Raw genomic sequence first — 17,511 nt, 5'->3', positions numbered from 1 at the left:
GGGGTGTTCGTAATGGTAAGGAAAACAACCAAACAACGAAATGCTGAATTAGCAAAAGATGGACTTCAGTTACGCCATTACGGACTTCGTTTTCGTATGGAACCGAAAAAACTTCAAAAAGAAAAAATTCATAAGTTCGCTGGATGTGCTCGCTTTGTATTTAACTTTTATTTAGCTGAAAAAATAGAAGTCTATAAAAATACTGGCGAAACACTTCATTACGGTGAATTCAAAAAATCGTTTAATGCGTTGAAGGACCATCCATTATTCAATTGGTTAAAAGAGCCCGACAAATTTGTAAATGAGTGTGCAATGGAGCAAGTAGACGCTGCATATGATCGCTTTTTTAAAGGGCAAAGCAAATTCCCAACATTCAAATCAAAACATACATCCAACCAATCTTTCTCTACAAAAGAAACGAACGGAAACATTCAATTGGATATTGAAAAGCAGACGGTTCAGTTACCTAAAATCGGAAAGGTGAAAGTTAAATTTTCTAAGAAACATCGTCAAACGTTTCAGAAGGATGGATTTAATGGGAAAATCAAATCAGCTACGGTGAAATACCATAGTAGTGGTCAATATTATGTTTCTTTAAAAATAGAAGAGAAAGTGCCTCTTAAAGAAGAGGGTGACTGGACCTCTACTCCCGAGGATCAAATTATTGGAGTGGATGTAGGACTTTCTCATTTCCTTATCGATTCTAACGGTAAGAAAGTTGAAAACCCTAGATACCTGAAAGAGAACCTCGTTACATTAGCCAAACTTCAACGAAAACTAAAGCACAAGAAAATAGGTAGTGCCAACTATAAGAAATTACAACGAAAAATAAGTAAGTTGCATTTACATATTACGAACAAACGGAAAGATTTTTTACATAAGGAATCTCGAAAACTCGTAAACGAAAACCAAGTGATCGTGTTGGAAGATTTACATGTAAAAGGTCTTATCAAGAATAAAAAGTTATCACGAAGCATTGCCGATGTTAGTTGGTCCATGTTCAAAACATTCGTATCTTATAAAGCAGATTGGAGCAATAAAAAAGTCATTCTTATCGATCGTTTTTTCGCTTCTTCCAAGCAATGTAATGGGTGTAAAGAAAAACATATTCTTCTATCTCTTTCAGAACGTGTCTGGATATGCCCTCACTGTGGGACTGAGCACGATCGAGATATCAATGCAGCTAGAAATATAAAAGAAGAAGGCATCCGTATGTTACGAAGCCTTCAAATACCAGTTTAATCTATCCACCGCAGGAACTGCGGAGTGTGCCTGTCAGCGCCCAGTGTGCTGTTTGTCCGAGATTTTGGGGCGATGGAGAGAGTGTAAGACGTTCCATTAGGAATGCGGTTCTCATTGAAACAGGAATCTTACGGTTGGTTTAAATCATCAGGTCTTTCGTCCGAAAGGATGTTAGAATCCTGCGATTTCAATCGTGGGAGGTTCAAAACTTTACTACCATCCATAACTACATTGATATGGAGAATATGATTTTGCGTAAAGGTGCCATCTCTGCACAAAAAGATGAGCGAGTCATCGTTCCAATTAATATGAGAGACGGTTCTATCATCGCCATTGGAAAGGGAAATCCAGATTGGAATTTCTCCGGACCACATGGAGCTGGTCGAATCATGTCGCGATCTAAGGCTAAACAAATGTTATCATTACATGATTTCGAGGATTCTATGGATGGTATATGGACAACATCTGTTGGAGAAAGCACGCTTGATGAAGCACCAATGGTTTATAAGCCTATAGATGAAATTATGAATAATATTGAAGAGTCTTTAACGATTGAACAAGTAATTAAGCCTTTGTACAACTTTAAAGCTAATTAATATATAAGGATGCATTCGATTAATAAAGAAAAATTACTAGTAGAGCCAAAATATTGGTCACTAAATAAAATGAGTGTGGTAAATCGAAATGAGAGAATGTTGTTTTAAAATAAATTTGCCATTGGAAGAAGCTAAAAAACGTTATTACGATTGGATGAACGAAGATAGTGAATGGAACAAATCTGGGGATTGTATGGATAAATCAATACATGCTTCTGAAACTGAAGGTGGCTGGACATATTTTGTGGACTTTGAAGGAGAAGCGTTCTTTGGTTTATCAAATGAATCTTGGATGAAACTTGCAAAGGACCGTTCTGTTACCTATGCTTACTACGATGAAGACTTCAATGCAGAGGTGATAGTCATAGAAAATGGTACGTTAATACGAGAATTTTCACTTTATGAAGATGAACCAGATCTTAATGTAAATTTTGGAATATTAAAATATGAAGAAGATTCACTAATAGAAGATTGGAACGATGTAGCCGTTTTTCTTGAAAAGGAATTAATTATAAAGTGATAATGAAGTTATTTAATTTTGATATAAAAACATAAGAGCCTTGCTACATTTTATTGTGGTTAGGCTCTTTAAAGTTGTTTGATTCTTATTAAACTAAAGCACAGTACGCGGTTATTCAAGCATACTGTGCTTTAGTGAAAGGAATATTACTGGTTATTATTTTTTCTTGCTTTTGCTCTTTGATCGGCCGCTTTTGAACGTTCTTGAGCAACTAGATCATCCTTATCAGCAAGCTCTTGTGAGAATTCAACATCTCGACCATCTGATTGAAAAGCCCCAGCTGTATTCGTACTTTGATCATTATTCTCATTATTTATGCTTTGTAACATCTTAAAAAACCTCCAATTGAAATGTAGTACTCATATAGAATGTGTAATTTAAATTAACTTTATTCATTTTTTGCTTAGGCTTGTTCGGAGCATTTGTTTCTCTGAAGTATTTACTTTTCTCTCTTCTAATGAACCAGCTACTAATCTGCTCCGTTAGTCCCATAAGAATTAAACAACTGTATTGTCAATTAACATTAATGATTTAACACAGTCCGAGAGAATTCCCCTTCCTCAAGGAGCGTGAAGGGCACAGCCCAGCGAGTAGGGAGGGGATGTCATGTATCGAACGTTAAAAACGGACTTTACGGCTCCTCAGCTAACGCTTCAACAGTTGTTTCACCTACGCCGGATCTGCGGAACGATATAGAGGGTTGGTACAATCGCAAAAGAATTCATGGAAGCATCGGATATTTAACACCAGATGCCTATGAAAATATATGTCGTGAAACAGCGTGAAATCTGGAGATAATCCAGTTGTCCCTTCCCACATTTCTTCGGACGCAACTTCCGCAAATTTCCAACTCTACATTCTATGAATGGAAGTTGTGCAGAACCAAAAAACTTAACTGGAGTATGTCCAATATCTTGACGTAGATCCATTTTTAAAATAATATGGTTATATATGGTACCTTACAATATACAGTACATGTTGTTGTAATATAACCATCTACTTTATTTTATAGATAGGTACTATATATTATATGGTACCTTACATTAAATTATATATAACAATAAAGAGACGGGGTGAGTATTCGTTGAATGTGCAATTTAAAAAAGGCGTTCTAGAACTATGCGTGCTTGTACTGCTTGATAAGAAGGATCGATATGGATATGAACTCGTCCAGAGGATTTCTGACCAAATTGAAATATCGGAAGGTTCTGTCTATCCTTTATTAAGAAGACTAACAAAGGAAGAGTATTTTACAACATATTTACAAGAATCCAGGGAAGGCCCTCCAAGAAAATATTATAGGCTTACTGATAAAGGTCGTGCCTACTTACATCACTTAGTGGGCGAGTGGAAGGAATTCTCTGAGGGAGTAAATCAATTAATTAAGGAGGCGGATCTCCCATGAGTAAAAAACAATTTTTGATAATTTTAAAAAAGCATTTACGGAAGCTACCCAAAAATGAAAAAGAGGAAATCTTACAAGATTATGAAGAATATTTTATGATTGGTGTAGGGGAAGGAAAAATAGAAAGCCAGATTGTAGAAGCCCTTGGTTCACCTAAACAAATAGCTAAAGAATTAAACGCTGTTTATGCTATTAATAAGGTTGAAGAGAAAAAAAACATTAGAAATATGTTTACGGCATTGTTTTCAATTATGGGATTAAGTGTAATGAATTGTATTATTATTATAGCGAGTTTATTTATGCTGCTAATATTTATACCATTTACATTAGCATATATCATTGGGGTCCCTATCATGATTCTATCTCCACTAATTTTAATTGTAATGGGATTTATTAATGGATTTAGTACAATTGGAAGTGGAGAAATCTTCGAGTCCATAAAAGGGCTTATTATAGGTTCTCTTTTAGCATTCCTAGGGTATTATATAGCAAAATTTTCTTTCATACTATTACTAAAATATTTGAGATGGAACATATCAATTGCAAGGGGGAAGCAATTATTATGAGAAAATTGTTTTTTAGTTTTTTACTTCTGTTTATATTAAGCGCATGTTCGCAGGGAGAGAATATTGATGTTATAGAGGATGAAGAAGAGGATGAAGTTATTTCTATACAGGATGTGAAAATTCCTGATGTTATTTTTACTTCTGAAAAACAAGATAGTGTAATTGACGAAGAAGAAATAAAATTAAGCATAAAAACATATCTAGATAGCTCTGAAGAATTAGATAATGCTAGTGAACCATTTCAAGAGATTATAGATGAAGGAAAGGAATTAAATAAAAATGAATCAGAGAAGTTAGCCGAAATTACCAAGCTTACAAAAGAAAATGATGAGAATTTTTCTAACTATATCTTAAATAATACATTACCTGAAGGTTATCAAGAAGAGTCTGAAAGAATTAGCCAGTACATTACAGCTTACAATGAGTTTCTTTATGAACTAGATGAAATCCTCAATAATTTTACAGATGACGTAAGTAAAGGGGAGTCTCCAAAAATAAACATTGAATCAATAATGAATAAAAGTGATGTGGTGAATGGAAGAGAACAGAAAAAAATAGAAGAATTTCTTGATAAGAAAAATATTAAGACAAAAGCATTTGGGCGGGACTATTAAAAATATAAATTGTAGTTCGTACAAAATGAGCTTGGTTTGGGACAGACTCCTAGTTTATTCTTTTTTTACTTCTTCTTTTAATCAGTGGGGGATGAAGAAAACCCCCACTGATTGAAGTTTCACTTTATTGACATAAGTGAACTTATAGATACTGAAAGAGGTTAAAATCAACAACGTCTTCTTTTATGATCTCTTCTATCGTCGCGATCAAAAATATCTGCTACATCATTATCGAATCGATCACGACGTTTTTTAACAATAACTACATCGTCTGCGCGGATAATCAATTTATCGACATCAAGAACTACTTTTCTATCATTACGATCAAAAATACCTGCTACATCATCATCGAATCGATCACAGTGTCTTCTGTCATTAGACATTCAAATTCCCTCCTTTCTCTCTTTTACTATAAAATATGCTGATATTTAAATATTGAATGGACAAGAGTACAAAATTTTCATATTTTTATAAAAAAATAGGTTCATTACCAAAAAATTAGGGGCGATAAAATCAACGCCCTGTTTCCAAGCGAAGGCGCAGGAAAAAATGGGCGTCGTTACGGTACTCCAAACTACGTCTTTTGATGAGTTTGATGTTAACGGGCTGTAATCAACATGGCAGAAGGAGCGTAGCCGTGTAGGTGGGGGAGGTTCATTCTAAACTGGAGATAAGACTAACATAGAAGGAGGATCAATATGGACGGAAATCCAGATGATATTCAACTTATCAGTCAGCTAGACAGGACGAAAACAGATGCTTGGGAGGAATTACGCGCTGTTGCGAAAGGGATGACGGCTAAGGATCGTGATGTAAAATGGACAGGTGGAGGGCTTCAGACTGATGGAACATACAGTTTAAGCTATCCTGCTTATAGTGAACGAGTGAGTAAAACCATTGGATTACTATATACTGTTGGTGCAGTGACTCCTTTGTACTCCTGGATGGATCGTGGGCTGCCAGACTACTCGTCAGATAGCGATTTGAGCGTTGCAGATGCGATTCGGGCGGCTACTTTTGTGGTGCGTAGTGAGCGGTTTTGTGATGGAACAATTGCCGATGCAGTCCAGAAAGGTTTGCTAGATGCAATTTTGGATACCCTGATCAAATGGTACGACAAGGAATGAAAATCGCATTGCTATACACGATGTAACCGCAAATGCTTATGAAGTATAGCGTAAGGATTTGCGGTTAATCTTTTTTATAAACGATTGAACTTTTTTCAAAGCGGTGCAATTTTATTTCAAATCCCGATAAATGAACATAGAGGAGCATATGGTAAGCTTAAAACTACTGCAGGGCTTGTCTTTTTCGGGTGCTGAACCTTTCTGCTTGAATCACGCTATGTAAAAGGTGTAGCTTTGTAAAAAAGATTGATAAAATTTTTAATTCAAATAAGACTTGTGTTTGAATAAGGGGCTATTTTTAATTATTTGTAATCTAAAATAATCAAATTTTATTTTAACGTAACAATAAAACAATTTTATTGACCATACGGTACAAAAAAGAGTATTCTATTAATGTATCTTTGAAATGAGAGGAGGATACGATTGAATAAACGCGGCAGACCCCGAGAGTTTGATTATTCCTCAATTGTAGATGTTGCAATGAAAACATTTTGGATAAGAGGATATGAGGGGTGTTCTACACAAGATTTATGCAGTGATACAGGACTTGGAAAAGGAAGTTTATACAATACTTTCGGTAGTAAACATGAACTGTATAAACAAGTATTAGAACGCTACCATGAAATTGGGATTAGGGAACAAAAGAAATTGTTAGATACTCCAATTCCAGTTAAAGAACGATTAAGTAATTTTTTTGAATGGGCATTGAAGGAAGACTTTGAGAATATTGATCAAAAAGGATGTTTATTGATTAATGCCAGTGTAGAACGTGCTAAAAACGATTTAATGGTACAAGAAATTTTCTCAAAGCATGTTGAGCTTCTTAAACAAGCTATTGAAACAGTGATGGAGGAAGGATTGCAAACAGGTGAAATTTCAAAGAAGCAATCAGCTGAGGAATTAGCTAGTCTGCTTTTAAGCAGTTATTACGGATTCCGTGTTCTTAATGTATCGATGCAAAATCGGATATTAGCTGAACAGGTTATCAAAGGAACAATGGAGTCTATTTTTGGCGCTTAGTGCGCTCTTTTTTCGCACTATTTTTGTACCAATCGTTACAATAATAATTTAGGAGTGGTTTTTTGTGCCGTCGATTATTTATTTACTATCTTTAGCAATCTTTTGTATGACTACATCAGAATTTATGGTTGCAGGTATGATGAACGAACTTGCACTTGCATTTCAGGTTTCTGTATCATCTATTGGGTATTTAATTACAGCTTATGCAGGAGCAATGGTAGTAGGAGGCCCCATTTTAACGGCAATTCTCTTACGAATACGCAGTAAACAAGCATTATTGTTTTTAATGTTTGTATTTTTAATTGGTCAATCGCTCGGAGCTATTGCTTGGAACTATGATATTATGATGATTTCACGTATTATAACTGGCATTGCTTCAGCTTCAGCTTTTGGAGTTGCGATCTCCTTTTCTGCAACATTGGTGCACTCTGATTCTAGGGGAAAAGCTGCATCAATTGTACTTGCAGGTTTAATGTTAGCAACTGTCTTAGGGTTACCTATAACAACTGTTATTTCGCAACATTTTGGCTGGCGGATTAGTTTTTGGGCTGTTTCTGTTCTTGTTCTAGTATCAGGGATTATGATTCAATGGTTGCTACCATCATCATCAAATAAAGAGCAACTGAACTGGAAAGACGAACTTCTACATTTTAAGAACAGACATCTTTGGGCAGCGTACACAACAAGTATGTTCATTATTGGTGGTACGTTTGCAGCATTTAGTTATTTCACTCCTATCTTTACAAATGTCACAGGCTTTTCAAGTGCAAGTATTCCATATTTACTTGCTCTCTATGGTAGCGCGACAGTAGTTGGGAATATAGTGATTGGCAAGTTTGCTGATAAATATACAATGAAAATACTGATGAGCGGATTGATTATATTAATAGTAGCATTGTCTTTATTTGCTTTGGGAGCGGAAAATAAATACATTGCAGTTATTTCTACTATTTTTATTGGTTTAACTGGTGTAGCAATGAATCCAGCTATGGTTGCGAGAGTAATGAAAACAGCTAGCAATGGAACGATGATAAATACCGTTCATAGTTCTTTTATTACGCTTGGTATTGTCATTGGTTCATCATTAGGTGGTTTAGGAATTAGTAAAGGATATGGCTTTGTATCTCCACTGTGGATTGGGGCTTGTTTAGCTATCCTGGGGTTAATTTCATTATTCCCATATTTACATAAGGGAAAGACAGATTAATAGGTTTAAAATTTCTTTACATCTCTATTTCCCTTTCTCTAAATTTATTTTTTGATTATGTATTGATAGTTATAAGTTTTTGAAATGGATCATCTTCTACTAATGTACACCTTAAGAAATATTTTGAGAACACACATTCTATCTCTGAGTATAATCAACCCTTTTCCCAAGACAGGAAAGGGGTTGAAGTTAATGGATTATCTCTCACAAGCCCAGCCATCTTTGTCTCTATCCATTTTTGAATCATAGGCAGGATGGCCTTTTTTAACTCCATCTGGATAAACCTTTCTTAGTTCTGTACAGTTTTTAAACTTCTTTGGTGTTGGTTGTGGTTTCGGAGGAGTTGGCTTTGGCTTCGGAACCGGTTTCGGTTTTGGTGCTGGTTTTGGAGCGCAACCACCATTAATCGCGTTTTTGTTTGACCAAATACCAAGCTTTTTCTTTTTAGCAGTAGCTTCAGCTGCTTGCAACTCTTTTAGGTATTGAGTGTTTGGTGGATAAACAGCAATGCGAGCTAATCCTTTTTCCAACAATGTTTTATTAAACATTTTGTCATTTAGATATACATAGGCAAGAATATCTCCGTTTTTGTTACGAGTTTGAACGCCTAGTTCTAATTTGACATTTTTGTTGAGCAGGCTGTCTTTAGTGAACTTTGATGCCTCAGGTCCATAAAGTTGAACGCATTTTTTCGGATCTTTTGTTTCAGGCGTATCAATCAGGATCATTTGAACGGTTTCTTTTCTGCCTTTGAAGTTTACTTTGATTGTGTCCCCATCAATCACTTCAGTTACTTTTGACGTCACCGCATTTTTTGGTGCTGCTGCTTCAGCGATGGTATTTTCATTTGTAATACTACTAAATGGAGTAAATGAGCTACCAATCAATGAAACTGATAAAATGGTTGCCGCAAGCGGCTTGAAAAACTTTGACTTTTTGTTAAACATGATCTTCACTTCCTTTTTATATTTAAATTAAATTTAAACCTTAATTTGTAAATTGATAATCTATATGAAATGTGAAAATAATCCTATATTGGACTTGGAATAAAGACATCGTTAAACATGATGAAAACGTAATTCCTCATAATTATCATACAAAATGTTTTAAAATTCTATATTCTTTCTTCGTCAAATAACGACATAAAATTAAAAAATAATTCGTTATACTAAGTATATATTCCTATATTTGAGAGTGAGGAACACTTCAGATAACCAATTAAGCTTTAGAGAACAGTATAAGGTCTATTAGAACTTCAAAAGGTATTGAATTAGGGAGAATGACACAATGAAACAAGAAATTTTATTAGTGAAAATACAAAAGGCATTAAGTGAGGGAAAAGATCACTATGATGCTGTAAAAGGGAATTGGAGAATAAATGAAAAAGGCTGGAGGGCATCCAATATGTTGTAGGTATTGCCAAGGGAAAAGTTGTGTGTGCGTATAAACCTGAAGCAAGTCTCTTTTTCATTTGAAATTATGAGGTGAAGGAATGCAACATAACACAGTAACAGGCGGCGCTTTTATGAGTGCTGCTTATTTGCTTGGAAGTCTGGAAAGTACTCGATTTAAAGAGGCGCAAGATTGGGTAAAAGCAAACAAGATTTCAGATGGTACGTATCCACAGCGCCCTGTAACACGAGAGGAAGTTTGGGAAATGATGTACCGAGCAAGTAAGATTAATAAATAACAGCAAAGCCCCTGTCCGTGTGGATAGGGGCTTTTTAATTTGGCTCATTCAGGAGTTTCTCTGAAAGTGATTTTTATTACTTTTTCAGTCTTGGCATTGTATTTAATCTCTACAAGAACTCCAAATTCTCTGCTGTTCTCTTTTAACCACAGCTTAAATTTTTCTGTAGAATAATCTTCATGTTGTAAACACCAACATGAAGATAATCAATAACTGCCGCATTCGGATATTTTTGTTTTGCCTTTTGTACAGCAAGGGTTCCCCATTTTGCATAAGAGGGGGCTTGAGCTTCTGCGTAAACTATATTATCTAGGTTGATTTGGACTGAAACTAAGTTTTCAGGAATCAATATGGTGCAATACAATAAGCTAACAAGTAATTTATACATATTAAAATCCTTTTTTGATTAGCTTTTGTAAACTGAACGACATTATTCACTATTCTTGCTTCAATAATAGGTATTTGATCTATGAGGATCATTCAGCAGAAGATTAGTCGAGAGTTTGGCTTTAATTCTCAAATTAATCGGTATGGAAGGAATCAGCTTCATTGAAAACCTTGGTCATCTTGGTGTTAAAGTGCCGAAACAAATTAGTTCAGTGTTTGCTCAACTGAAAGAAGAACACGATAAGACAGAAGAAAAGCAAAAAAATGCAAAGTAATGTATTATTTTCTTACCTATTTAATCAGAAAAGGGGAAATATATAATGAGTAAAATTGCTGACTTGAGCCATCATCAAGGTGTAATTGACTGGAGTAAAGCATCCAAAGAGTTGGATCTTGCCATTTTACGTGTACAAGACGGATCCAGAGTAGTAGACCGTCAATATAAAAGCTATGTAGCTGCGGCGAAAGAGTATGGAGTACCTTTTGGTAACTATGCTTTTTGCCGCTTTGTCTCTATTAATGATGCAAAAGTAGAGGCTCGTGATTTCTGGGAACGTGGAGATAAGGACGCTCTATTTTGGGTCGCTGATGTTGAAGTAAAAACAATGGGTAATATGTTAGCTGGTACGCAGGCTTTTATCGATGAATTGCGGAGGTTAGGAGCAAAAAAGGTTGGATTATATGTCGGACATCACACTTATAAGCTATTTCAGGCAGATAAAATCAAAGTAGACTTTGTTTGGATCCCTCGTTATGGTGGCAAGAAACCGGACTATCCTTGCGACTTGCATCAGTATACAGAAGCTGGTCGGTTAGCTGGTGTGAAAGGGAATGTAGACCTGAATACACTGATTGGAAAGAAAGAATTGTCATGGTTTTTAAATAAAGAGGGATCGACAGAAGTAGCTGTTACAAACGGGAAATACCGTATTTATACAGGAACTTTTAAGTCTGATGCAGAAGCAGAAAAACAAGCGAAAGCAATTGCAGCTAAAACGGGTTTTGAAACTTTTGCTAAGGGTCGTCGGGTGTGGACAGGCACTTTCAACGCGAAAGAGTCGGCGATTCAAGCTCAAGATAAAATCAAAAAGCAGTTTGGCTTTAATCCTCAAATTAGGAAAGAAGCTTAAGTAACAGCAAAGCCCCTGTCCGATTGGATGGGGGCTTATTTTTGTTTATCTAACACGTTTGTTTTTCGCATATTCCTCTAAGTCAGATCGCAAATATAATCTTGTTTTACGAGCCTCTCCGAATTCTAAAAACGGTTTAATCTTTCCTAGTGTAACGGATTGATTAAATCCTATCACAGACTGCCCTGTAATCTTATGACCTTCAGCTGCCATGACAAGGTTTTCTTGGCACCACTTTTGATATTTTTCGTATTCTTCTTTGTTCATTTTATTCACCCTTTTTTCATTTTTTACAATAGAACGATGAACCGAATGGAGAGGGGAGTCTTAAATGAAAAATAATACTATCGTTAATATGAGAGTGATTGCCGACCTACCAAACAGTTTAGTTAAAGAACAGTTTCAGGAAATTAAGAATTGTGGTAATTGCACCCATTAGGGATAGTACCGTATTTCTTCTTTCTCTGGACTGTTCTTTTTTCTCCCCCTCTCTTTTTTATATATTGATTATAATATATTATTAATGATATATAAAGTGTTTTTTATTCATTTCTTTGTTAATTTTCAATTATTTTTTACACATTATTTACTATACAATAGGATTAAATTTACAAATTAATGAGAGGATAGTGGGGAGGGGATAACATGTTCATTATCGAGATTTGGGATTATGACGATGAAGTGATGTTTGATCTTTATTCAGATCTGACTTTGACAGAAGCTTTAGAGATTATTAACAAAATGAAGACAAGCAAGATGCCTTACTATGATTACGAACGACAGACGACGATGAACCAGCGATACATAAGTCACAATAGATTGATGAGACGAATAGGGAGTCAAACGTACAAGGGGTATCAGTTGTTTTTGCAGGCTTATCCAGCTTAAAAAGAAGAGCTCTTCTCTTTAATAGTAAGTAGTTCCGATAATGTGGAGAAAACTAAAAATAACAATTGGAATAGAAAGCTAAATAGCAATCAAAATAAACAGCTTTTCACAACCTAATTAACAGTAAAAAACAAATAAACGCTTAGCACAAATGCTAAGCGTTTATTCCATTGATTTATTATCCAATCTATAAAATTTAATTTTGTCATCATAAGATAACCAAAATTCAATAGATATACCCCTTTTCTTATCTACATAACCAATAATATTAGTTCCTTGTTCCATACGAAAATAATAATTATTTCCATATACTTTAATTACATCTTCCTTTTTGTTACCAATTTTTATTCCTTTTACAGTTTCTAAATTCTTGTCAGTTATGATAAATCTTGTAATTTTTCCAGATTTGTTAGTTGCGACTTCAATTCCTTTTCTTAACTCATAATAGTCATAACCTGTAACATCTCTACTTTGCTCTGTTTTCTGTCCGTACTTTTTTGTAATTTCTTCGCTATAAAAATCATCATTTAAAAATAGACCTTCAATATTTTCTTTACTTAAATCTGTTGTTTTTGTAAATGTATGATGATACGAGCGAGGGAAAGTATGATTAAACGAAAATGCCGTTAATAATAGTATAATGCCGATTGTAATAAAAATAATAATATTTCGTCTCATATAAAACTCCTTTTTGATTTTATATAAGTATTTTACCATATATTTCATAACTCCTTCCGAAAAATAATAACGGCACCTTTGCGAAGATAGATTATATCTTTCAAATCGAACACTTTATCAGTGATACCTAATCGTTCTAGTTTCTAAAGAACTAAACGAAAAAGACACCGACGAATAAGTCGATGTCAGCCTAGTAAAGATGGGGGCGGTGATGTGACGGTCGCCAATCCCATCCATTAAAACAAATATAACACAACGTAGGAGGGATGCACAGTGAAGAGCCTCATTATAGGTATTAGTGTAGTTACGTTTTGTATTTCTGTTACTACGATATGTTTTAGCGTTAAAGAAGCGTAAATAAAAAACCATTCGATCATTCTTATAATTGAGTTATACGCAACAATTTACCCTGGCACTTTATTTGTGGCTAGGGTTTTTCTGGTGTTGAATTTCCTGTACGTATGGATGGAGGTTTTTACTTTTTGCTTCCAAAAGAACATACATTCGAATATAATAAGAACAAACGTTCTTATGGAGGGATCAACATGAAAGGATTGCTTTTGAATTCGAAAGAAAATCGAGTGCCATTGCGTATGTTTTATATGAACGATAGAAACAAGATTACTGAGCGAATCATTACTGTTATTGATTTTAATGACGAACTGATAAGAGCATACTGTCACTGGCGAAAACAGCCGCGTACATTTAAAAGGCAGAATATCCTTTCGGTTGGTTTCATCAGACAACGCAGAAGAGGAGCTTAAACAGATACAAGTTAAATTTATTAGGTTGAAATTACGCATGTCGACAGTTGAATATTTACATGAGAATCTATCTTTAATAAAAAAGTTTCAACATCATGTTTCTTACATTAAAGTCCTTCTGGTTGGAGGGCTTTTTTATACTTGTAAACGATCTTATGCTCTATATAAATCGTTTTATTGTCAAAGCCTATCTGGTTTAAGGAGCTATTAGTTTCACAAATATCTCAGACTAGAAGTTGTTGACGAATTGTTGACGAAATTGGTCAACAACCTTCATTTTCAATCCAAATTAATCAGACAGCGAACACCAAAAACCTTGACACAATCACACTACAAAGGTAATAATAAGAATTAACTTGAATAGTATATCCTTCGGGGCAGGGTGAAATTCCCTACCGGCGGTGATGAGCTGATGCTCTTAGTCCGTGAACTGCATGTGGTTTTGCTTGTGGTTGATTCGGTGAAATTCCGAAACCGACAGTGATAGTCTGGATGGGAGAAGGATGAGGCGTTTTTAAAAAATTGATTTTTAGACGCTTATTTGGTTATGCCATTTATGCCCCGTATGTTACGAGGGAAGTGCTTGTTTTGGAGTGTCTAGCTCACCTTGCACTTTTCTAGTAAATACGGGGCTTTTGTCGGTTGACTGGCTGTCAATTGATGTGTTTCATTGGACGAATTGGAAAGAGAGGAGCGATGGCTAGGGACGATGTTACGAGAACATTATATGAAAATCGCTTTGTCGCTCGCTGAAGGAGTAAGAGGTCAGACGTCGCCGAATCCACCAGTTGGAGCGGTTGTGGTGAAGGATGGCCGCGTGATTGGCATGGGTGCCCATATGAAAGCGGGAGAGGGCCATGCGGAGGTTCATGCGCTGGCCGCTGCTGGTGAAGAGGCAAGGGATGCGGATTTGTATGTGACGCTTGAGCCTTGTTCTCATTACGGGAAGACGCCTCCTTGTGCGGATTTGACGATTGCGAAAGGGATTAAGAAAGTGTATATCGCTGTCACGGACCCGAATCCTGCTGTGGCGGGAAGAGGGATTGAAAAGTTGCGAGCGGCCGGGATTGAAGTGGAAACCGGCATTTGCGAGAAGGAAGCTTCGGACTTATTAGCACCATTTTTTCATTTTATTCAAACGAAAACACCATACGTCACAATGAAAACAGCCATAACAGCCGATGGCAAAACAGCTGCGTATACAGGACATAGTCGCTGGATTACGAGCGAGCAAGCAAGAGAGGATGTTCACTATATTCGTCATCAGCAAGATGCGATCTTAGTTGGCATCAATACCATCTTACAAGATAACCCCATCTTAACCACCCGTCTGCCCCAGGGAGGTAAACACCCCATTCGAGTTGTATTAGATACGCATTTGCGGATTCCTTTAACCGCTCATGTGATCACAAATAAAGAAGCGAAAACAATCATTGTGTGCGGACAAGACGCATCATCGCAAAAAGAAATGGAATTGCAAGAAGCGGATGTTCAAGTAATTCGCTTACAAACGAGAGACATTGATATTCCGCTTTTATTAAAAAAGCTAGGTGAACGAAATATCATGACGCTGCTTGTAGAAGGTGGCAGTGAAGTCAATGCCTCATTTATGAAAGCAAAGGCGTTTCAGAAGTTTTTGATCTATATCGCTCCTAAATTAATCGGCGGCAAAGCAGCACCAACAGCCATTGGCGGTGAAGGATTTGCGCTTATGGATGAAGCGGTTCCATTAACGTTTGAAAAAGTTGAATTCATTGGACAAGATATAAAAATAACAGCTTTACCGAAAGAAGGATGTGAAACAGCTTGTTCACAGGAATTGTAGAAGAAATCGGTACAGTGGAAAGCGTGAAAGCAGGAGCGCAGTCACTAGAACTAGCGATCAAAGCGAAAACGATGCTTGAAGATGTGAAGCTCGGCGATAGTATCGCAGTCAACGGTGTTTGTTTAACGGTAACGAGCTTTACTTCTCAGCAATTTACCGCTGATGTGATGCCAGAAACATTCCATGCGACATCACTACGCGTATTAACTCGTGGATCGACAGTGAATTTAGAGCGAGCGATAGCGGCAAATGGTCGCTTCGGCGGACATTTCGTCTCTGGTCATATCGATGGAGTAGGGACGATTATTAGTAAAAAAAGAGTGGAAAATGCGCTTTATATTGAGATTGAATATCCAGAAGAGTTTGCCCACTATTTTTTACACAGAGGCTCGGTCGCCTTGGATGGAACGTCGTTAACGATTTTTGCGGTGGACAATAAGAAACTGACGATTTCTCTGATTCCCCATACGCAGGAGGAAACGATTTTAGCTGAGAAAAATATTGGTGATCCAGTCAATATTGAGTGTGATTTATTGGCAAAATATATCGAGCGGATGCTTCATCAGAAAAAAGAAGAGAAAACGTCTACCATTACGATGGATTTATTAGAAAAGCACGGATTTGCATAATACAAACAGAGGTGAATGCACATGTTTGCAGCAATCGAAGAAGCATTAGCGGATTTAAAGCAAGGGAAAGTTGTGATCGTTGTCGATGATGAGGATCGTGAAAATGAAGGTGATTTTATCGGTCTAGCTGAATTTGCCGATGCGGAAATGGTGAATTTTATGGCGAAAATGGGACGCGGCTTGATTTGCGTACCTGTGGAAGAAGAAATAGCCGAAAAGTTGGGCTTGAAAATGATGGTGACGAATAATACCGACAGTCATGGAACAGCCTTTACCGTAAGTATTGATCATAAATCAACGCATACTGGCATTAGCGCGTTTGAGCGGGCAGCGACGATTCAAGAAATGTTAAAAGACGAGGCAACACCAGAGGATTTCAAGCAGCCAGGTCATATTTTCCCGCTTGTCGCGAAAAAGGGCGGCGTGTTAAAGCGAGCGGGGCATACAGAAGCGGCAGTTGATTTGGCCCATCTTGCCGGAGTAAAGGGCGCGGGCGTCATTTGTGAAATTATGAAAGAGGACGGCTCGATGGCAAGGCTACCTGACTTAGTCAAGATGGCGGAGGAGCTAGATTTAAAGCTAATTACGATTCAGCATTTAATTGAGTATCGCCGGAAAAAGGACGAGTTAATTACTCGTGAAGTAGAAATTGAACTGCCAACGGACTTTGGGCACTTTCAAGCAGTTGGTTTTACTGAAAAATTATCTGGAAAAGAGCATGTCGCACTAGTGAAAGGGAAGGTGAATGATGGCAAGCCGGTTCTCGTTCGTGTTCATTCAGAATGCTTAACCGGAGATGTGTTTGGATCTTGCCGCTGTGATTGCGGTCCTCAGCTTGCGGCAGCATTGCGGCAAATTGAAGCCGAGGGACGGGGCATTTTATTATATATGCGCCAAGAAGGCCGCGGCATTGGACTGATCAATAAATTAAAGGCATATAAACTGCAAGAGCAAGGACTAGATACAGTTGAAGCGAATGAGAAGTTAGGCTTTGCGGATGATCTACGGGATTATGGCATCGGGGCGCAAATTTTACGCAATCTCGGTGTCAAAGAGATGCGACTATTAACGAATAATCCGCGCAAAATTTCCGGCTTAAAAGGATACGGACTTGAAGTTGTTGAGCGCGTACCGATTGAAATGCCGCCGAAAGAAGAGAATCGGCAATACTTAGAGACGAAAATAGCAAAGCTTGGACATATGCTACATTTATAAAAAGGGAG

The 17,511-nt window shown here is 36.8% G+C and carries 22 protein-coding genes, 2 pseudogenes and 1 riboswitch; of the genes and pseudogenes, 18 read left to right on the top strand and 6 right to left on the bottom strand.

The annotated features are described in order from the left end of the window. Positions 1 to 12: 12 nt before the first annotated feature. The 3 genes and pseudogenes from WDJ61_RS09675 (at position 13) to WDJ61_RS09665 (ending at position 2,358) form a co-directional block, all read left to right on the top strand. Positions 13 to 1,242, top strand: coding sequence for an RNA-guided endonuclease TnpB family protein (locus WDJ61_RS09675; protein ID WP_338749144.1), 1,230 nt, complete (start codon positions 13 to 15; stop codon positions 1,240 to 1,242). 200 nt (positions 1,243 to 1,442) lie between these two features. Continuing rightward, positions 1,443 to 1,838, top strand: a pseudogene (locus WDJ61_RS09670) (RtcB family protein); the annotation flags it as partial. 88 nt (positions 1,839 to 1,926) lie between these two features. Next, positions 1,927 to 2,358 (top strand): hypothetical protein, encoded by a 432-nt coding sequence (locus WDJ61_RS09665; RefSeq protein ID WP_338749142.1) that lies wholly within the window; start codon positions 1,927 to 1,929, stop codon positions 2,356 to 2,358. A gap of 146 nt (positions 2,359 to 2,504) precedes the next feature. Here WDJ61_RS09665 and WDJ61_RS09660 read toward each other — a convergent pair whose 3' ends face one another. Continuing rightward, on the bottom strand, positions 2,505 to 2,687 hold the full coding sequence (locus WDJ61_RS09660; RefSeq protein ID WP_338749140.1) for a YfhD family protein: 183 nt from the start codon (positions 2,685 to 2,687) through the stop codon (positions 2,505 to 2,507). 755 nt (positions 2,688 to 3,442) lie between these two features. Between WDJ61_RS09660 and WDJ61_RS09655 the strand changes: the two genes are divergently transcribed. The 3 genes from WDJ61_RS09655 to WDJ61_RS09645 are packed head-to-tail and all read left to right on the top strand — an operon-like array spanning position 3,443 to position 4,943. Continuing rightward, positions 3,443 to 3,763, top strand: coding sequence for a PadR family transcriptional regulator (locus WDJ61_RS09655; RefSeq protein ID WP_338749138.1), 321 nt, complete (start codon positions 3,443 to 3,445; stop codon positions 3,761 to 3,763). Next, positions 3,760 to 4,329, top strand: coding sequence for an HAAS signaling domain-containing protein (locus WDJ61_RS09650; protein ID WP_338749136.1), 570 nt, complete (start codon positions 3,760 to 3,762; stop codon positions 4,327 to 4,329). The genes WDJ61_RS09655 and WDJ61_RS09650 overlap by 4 nt, the downstream gene beginning before the upstream one ends. Beyond that, the gene (locus WDJ61_RS09645; RefSeq protein WP_338749134.1) at positions 4,326 to 4,943 is read left to right on the top strand and encodes an NDxxF motif lipoprotein; all 618 of its coding nucleotides are present in this window, start codon (positions 4,326 to 4,328) and stop codon (positions 4,941 to 4,943) included. Before WDJ61_RS09650 ends, WDJ61_RS09645 begins: the two co-directional genes overlap by 4 nt. Positions 4,944 to 5,110: 167 nt before the next feature. Here the strand turns inward: WDJ61_RS09645 and WDJ61_RS09640 are convergent, their stop codons facing one another. Beyond that, positions 5,111 to 5,326, bottom strand: coding sequence for a hypothetical protein (locus WDJ61_RS09640; protein WP_338749132.1), 216 nt, complete (start codon positions 5,324 to 5,326; stop codon positions 5,111 to 5,113). 315 nt (positions 5,327 to 5,641) lie between these two features. On the opposite strand from WDJ61_RS09640, the gene WDJ61_RS09635 reads away from it, so the two are divergent. The 3 genes from WDJ61_RS09635 to WDJ61_RS09625 all read left to right on the top strand — a co-directional run bounded on the left by WDJ61_RS09635 (position 5,642) and on the right by WDJ61_RS09625 (position 8,297). Continuing rightward, positions 5,642 to 6,070 (top strand): DUF6508 domain-containing protein, encoded by a 429-nt coding sequence (locus tag WDJ61_RS09635; protein ID WP_338749130.1) that lies wholly within the window; start codon positions 5,642 to 5,644, stop codon positions 6,068 to 6,070. A gap of 423 nt (positions 6,071 to 6,493) precedes the next feature. Next, positions 6,494 to 7,090 carry a TetR/AcrR family transcriptional regulator gene (locus WDJ61_RS09630; RefSeq protein ID WP_338749128.1) on the top strand — a complete coding sequence of 199 codons (597 nt, stop codon included), beginning with the start codon at positions 6,494 to 6,496 and terminating at the stop codon, positions 7,088 to 7,090. A 64-nt stretch (positions 7,091 to 7,154) separates the two neighbouring features. Continuing rightward, the gene (locus tag WDJ61_RS09625; protein WP_338749126.1) at positions 7,155 to 8,297 is read left to right on the top strand and encodes an MFS transporter; all 1,143 of its coding nucleotides are present in this window, start codon (positions 7,155 to 7,157) and stop codon (positions 8,295 to 8,297) included. Positions 8,298 to 8,494: 197 nt separating this feature from the next. Here WDJ61_RS09625 and WDJ61_RS09620 read toward each other — a convergent pair whose 3' ends face one another. Further along, complete coding sequence (locus WDJ61_RS09620; protein ID WP_338749124.1) at positions 8,495 to 9,244, bottom strand: thermonuclease family protein; 750 nt, start codon at positions 9,242 to 9,244, stop codon at positions 8,495 to 8,497. A 340-nt stretch (positions 9,245 to 9,584) separates the two neighbouring features. Here WDJ61_RS09620 and WDJ61_RS09615 point away from each other — a divergent pair, with 340 nt between their 5' ends. Together WDJ61_RS09615 and WDJ61_RS09610 are read left to right on the top strand one after the other, a co-directional pair. After that, on the top strand, positions 9,585 to 9,710 hold the full coding sequence (locus WDJ61_RS09615) for a hypothetical protein (RefSeq protein ID WP_338749122.1): 126 nt from the start codon (positions 9,585 to 9,587) through the stop codon (positions 9,708 to 9,710). A 79-nt stretch (positions 9,711 to 9,789) separates the two neighbouring features. Further along, the gene (locus tag WDJ61_RS09610; RefSeq protein WP_338749120.1) at positions 9,790 to 9,987 is read left to right on the top strand and encodes a hypothetical protein; all 198 of its coding nucleotides are present in this window, start codon (positions 9,790 to 9,792) and stop codon (positions 9,985 to 9,987) included. Between the two features lie 44 nt (positions 9,988 to 10,031). On the opposite strand, the pseudogene WDJ61_RS09605 reads toward WDJ61_RS09610, so the two are convergent. Beyond that, positions 10,032 to 10,375 (bottom strand): annotated as a pseudogene (locus WDJ61_RS09605) (DUF3889 domain-containing protein). Positions 10,376 to 10,490: 115 nt separating this feature from the next. Here WDJ61_RS09605 and WDJ61_RS09600 point away from each other — a divergent pair. Together WDJ61_RS09600 and WDJ61_RS09595 are read left to right on the top strand one after the other, a co-directional pair. Next, positions 10,491 to 10,649 (top strand): phage holin family protein, encoded by a 159-nt coding sequence (locus tag WDJ61_RS09600; protein WP_338749118.1) that lies wholly within the window; start codon positions 10,491 to 10,493, stop codon positions 10,647 to 10,649. A gap of 45 nt (positions 10,650 to 10,694) precedes the next feature. Then, the gene (locus WDJ61_RS09595; RefSeq protein WP_338749116.1) at positions 10,695 to 11,504 is read left to right on the top strand and encodes a GH25 family lysozyme; all 810 of its coding nucleotides are present in this window, start codon (positions 10,695 to 10,697) and stop codon (positions 11,502 to 11,504) included. Between the two features lie 45 nt (positions 11,505 to 11,549). Here WDJ61_RS09595 and WDJ61_RS09590 read toward each other — a convergent pair whose 3' ends face one another. Next, positions 11,550 to 11,771 carry a hypothetical protein gene (locus WDJ61_RS09590; RefSeq protein WP_338749114.1) on the bottom strand — a complete coding sequence of 74 codons (222 nt, stop codon included), beginning with the start codon at positions 11,769 to 11,771 and terminating at the stop codon, positions 11,550 to 11,552. Between the two features lie 378 nt (positions 11,772 to 12,149). On the opposite strand from WDJ61_RS09590, the gene WDJ61_RS09585 reads away from it, so the two are divergent. Continuing rightward, positions 12,150 to 12,392: a hypothetical protein gene (locus tag WDJ61_RS09585; RefSeq protein ID WP_338749112.1), complete on the top strand. Its 243-nt coding sequence runs from the start codon at positions 12,150 to 12,152 to the stop codon at positions 12,390 to 12,392. Between the two features lie 162 nt (positions 12,393 to 12,554). Here the strand turns inward: WDJ61_RS09585 and WDJ61_RS09580 are convergent, their stop codons facing one another. Next, positions 12,555 to 13,070: a hypothetical protein gene (locus WDJ61_RS09580; protein WP_338749110.1), complete on the bottom strand. Its 516-nt coding sequence runs from the start codon at positions 13,068 to 13,070 to the stop codon at positions 12,555 to 12,557. A gap of 545 nt (positions 13,071 to 13,615) precedes the next feature. Between WDJ61_RS09580 and WDJ61_RS09575 the strand changes: the two genes are divergently transcribed. From WDJ61_RS09575 to WDJ61_RS09560, 4 genes are all read left to right on the top strand, one after another. Further along, positions 13,616 to 13,834 (top strand): hypothetical protein, encoded by a 219-nt coding sequence (locus WDJ61_RS09575; protein WP_338749108.1) that lies wholly within the window; start codon positions 13,616 to 13,618, stop codon positions 13,832 to 13,834. Between the two features lie 364 nt (positions 13,835 to 14,198). Next, a riboswitch (FMN riboswitch) is annotated at positions 14,199 to 14,342 on the top strand. 201 nt (positions 14,343 to 14,543) lie between these two features. Next, on the top strand, positions 14,544 to 15,659 hold the full coding sequence (gene ribD / locus WDJ61_RS09570; RefSeq protein ID WP_338754758.1) for a bifunctional diaminohydroxyphosphoribosylaminopyrimidine deaminase/5-amino-6-(5-phosphoribosylamino)uracil reductase RibD: 1,116 nt from the start codon (positions 14,544 to 14,546) through the stop codon (positions 15,657 to 15,659). Next, positions 15,641 to 16,288, top strand: a complete 648-nt coding sequence (gene ribE, locus WDJ61_RS09565) for a riboflavin synthase (protein WP_338749106.1) — start codon at positions 15,641 to 15,643, stop codon at positions 16,286 to 16,288. Before ribD ends, ribE begins: the two co-directional genes overlap by 19 nt. A gap of 21 nt (positions 16,289 to 16,309) precedes the next feature. Next, a complete protein-coding gene (locus WDJ61_RS09560) occupies positions 16,310 to 17,503 on the top strand; it encodes a bifunctional 3,4-dihydroxy-2-butanone-4-phosphate synthase/GTP cyclohydrolase II (protein ID WP_338749104.1) in 1,194 nt (397 codons plus the stop codon). Positions 17,504 to 17,511: the final 8 nt, after the last annotated feature.

This window comes from Bacillus sp. FJAT-52991 (genome assembly GCF_037201805.1).
Taxonomy (GTDB): Bacteria; Bacillota; Bacilli; order Bacillales; family Domibacillaceae; genus Bacillus_CE; species Bacillus_CE kandeliae.
Note: the sequence above shows the minus strand (reverse complement) of the source record. Positions and strands in the feature narration are given on the sequence as shown.

What these genes read in the sequence shown, in the direction of transcription:
- WDJ61_RS09610 (WP_338749120.1), top strand. Translation starts at nt 9,790, where the DNA reads ATGCAACATAACACAGTAACAGGCGGCGCTTTTATGAGTGCTGCTTAT.
- WDJ61_RS09635 (WP_338749130.1), top strand. Translation starts at nt 5,642, where the DNA reads ATGGACGGAAATCCAGATGATATTCAACTTATCAGTCAGCTAGACAGG.
- WDJ61_RS09590 (WP_338749114.1), bottom strand. Translation starts at nt 11,771, where the DNA reads ATGAACAAAGAAGAATACGAAAAATATCAAAAGTGGTGCCAAGAAAAC.
- WDJ61_RS09660 (WP_338749140.1), bottom strand. Translation starts at nt 2,687, where the DNA reads ATGTTACAAAGCATAAATAATGAGAATAATGATCAAAGTACGAATACA.
- WDJ61_RS09560 (WP_338749104.1), top strand. Translation starts at nt 16,310, where the DNA reads ATGTTTGCAGCAATCGAAGAAGCATTAGCGGATTTAAAGCAAGGGAAA.
- WDJ61_RS09595 (WP_338749116.1), top strand. Translation starts at nt 10,695, where the DNA reads ATGAGTAAAATTGCTGACTTGAGCCATCATCAAGGTGTAATTGACTGG.
- WDJ61_RS09645 (WP_338749134.1), top strand. Translation starts at nt 4,326, where the DNA reads ATGAGAAAATTGTTTTTTAGTTTTTTACTTCTGTTTATATTAAGCGCA.
- WDJ61_RS09640 (WP_338749132.1), bottom strand. Translation starts at nt 5,326, where the DNA reads ATGTCTAATGACAGAAGACACTGTGATCGATTCGATGATGATGTAGCA.
- ribD (WP_338754758.1), top strand. Translation starts at nt 14,544, where the DNA reads ATGTTACGAGAACATTATATGAAAATCGCTTTGTCGCTCGCTGAAGGA.
- WDJ61_RS09580 (WP_338749110.1), bottom strand. Translation starts at nt 13,070, where the DNA reads ATGAGACGAAATATTATTATTTTTATTACAATCGGCATTATACTATTA.
- WDJ61_RS09620 (WP_338749124.1), bottom strand. Translation starts at nt 9,244, where the DNA reads ATGTTTAACAAAAAGTCAAAGTTTTTCAAGCCGCTTGCGGCAACCATT.
- WDJ61_RS09575 (WP_338749108.1), top strand. Translation starts at nt 13,616, where the DNA reads ATGAAAGGATTGCTTTTGAATTCGAAAGAAAATCGAGTGCCATTGCGT.
- WDJ61_RS09650 (WP_338749136.1), top strand. Translation starts at nt 3,760, where the DNA reads ATGAGTAAAAAACAATTTTTGATAATTTTAAAAAAGCATTTACGGAAG.
- WDJ61_RS09665 (WP_338749142.1), top strand. Translation starts at nt 1,927, where the DNA reads ATGAGAGAATGTTGTTTTAAAATAAATTTGCCATTGGAAGAAGCTAAA.
- WDJ61_RS09615 (WP_338749122.1), top strand. Translation starts at nt 9,585, where the DNA reads ATGAAACAAGAAATTTTATTAGTGAAAATACAAAAGGCATTAAGTGAG.
- WDJ61_RS09585 (WP_338749112.1), top strand. Translation starts at nt 12,150, where the DNA reads ATGTTCATTATCGAGATTTGGGATTATGACGATGAAGTGATGTTTGAT.
- WDJ61_RS09675 (WP_338749144.1), top strand. Translation starts at nt 13, where the DNA reads ATGGTAAGGAAAACAACCAAACAACGAAATGCTGAATTAGCAAAAGAT.